Genomic DNA, 957 nt, shown 5'->3' with positions numbered 1-957 from the left:
ATCCCAGAATTTAACGATGCGGTTTATCGTGATAGCTGGGAAGAAGCATGGAACATTCTAAGTTCAACCAACAACTTCCCGGAGTTTACTGGTCGAGTTTGTCCCGCTCCTTGTGAAAGTGCATGTGTGCTTGGCATTAACCAAGACCCAATCACTATTTGTAATATTGAGAAAACCATCGTGGAAACGGCGTATCGTGAAGGATACGCCAAACCAAAAACTCCGCGTTCTCGCACTGGTAAAACAGTCGCTATTATTGGTTCTGGCCCTGCGGGTCTTGCGGCTGCCGAGCAGCTAAACAGCGCAGGCCATACCGTGACCGTATTCGAGCGTGACGAGAAGGTGGGTGGTCTGCTGCGTTTCGGTATTCCAGATTTCAAACTGAGCATGGAAGTCATTGATCGCAAGATCAATCTAATGGCAGAAGCTGGCGTTGAGTTTAGAGTAAATCAACACGTTGGTGTCGATGTAAACGCGCAACAACTGCGTCAAGAGTACGATGTGGTACTGCTGACTGGTGGCTCAACCGTTCCTCGCGATCTTCCTGTTCCGGGACGCGATCTAAAAGGCGTGTACTTTGCAATGCAGTTCCTCGGACAAAACAATCGCCGAGCAAACAACATGGATCTAAAAGGTGAAGAAATTCACGCAGCAGAAAAACATGTTGTCGTAATCGGTGGTGGTGATACCGGTTCAGACTGTGTGGGTACATCAAACCGTCACGGCGCAGCAAGCATAACTCAAGTTGAAATCATGCCGATTCCACCAGAGAAGCGCCCAGCCAATATGCCTTGGCCTCAATACCCAATGATCCTACGCACTTCGACTTCTCATGAAGAAGGTGTCGATCGTCACTGGAACATCTTGACCAAAGAGTTCATCGGTAACGACAAAGGTGAAGTTACAGGTCTTCGTCTTGCAGACATCGTTTGGGAAGATGCGAAACCAGGCGAGCGC

The 957-nt window shown here is 48.8% G+C and carries 1 protein-coding gene; it reads left to right on the top strand.

Going from position 1 to position 957, the window contains the following annotated elements:
• A partial coding sequence (locus R8O11_RS25655) for a glutamate synthase subunit beta (RefSeq protein ID WP_318194666.1) occupies positions 1 to 957 on the top strand: 957 nt, incomplete at both ends.

It is taken from the genome of Vibrio sp. 1288 (assembly GCF_033344475.1).
This window is presented reverse-complemented; position numbering and strand designations above follow the sequence as displayed.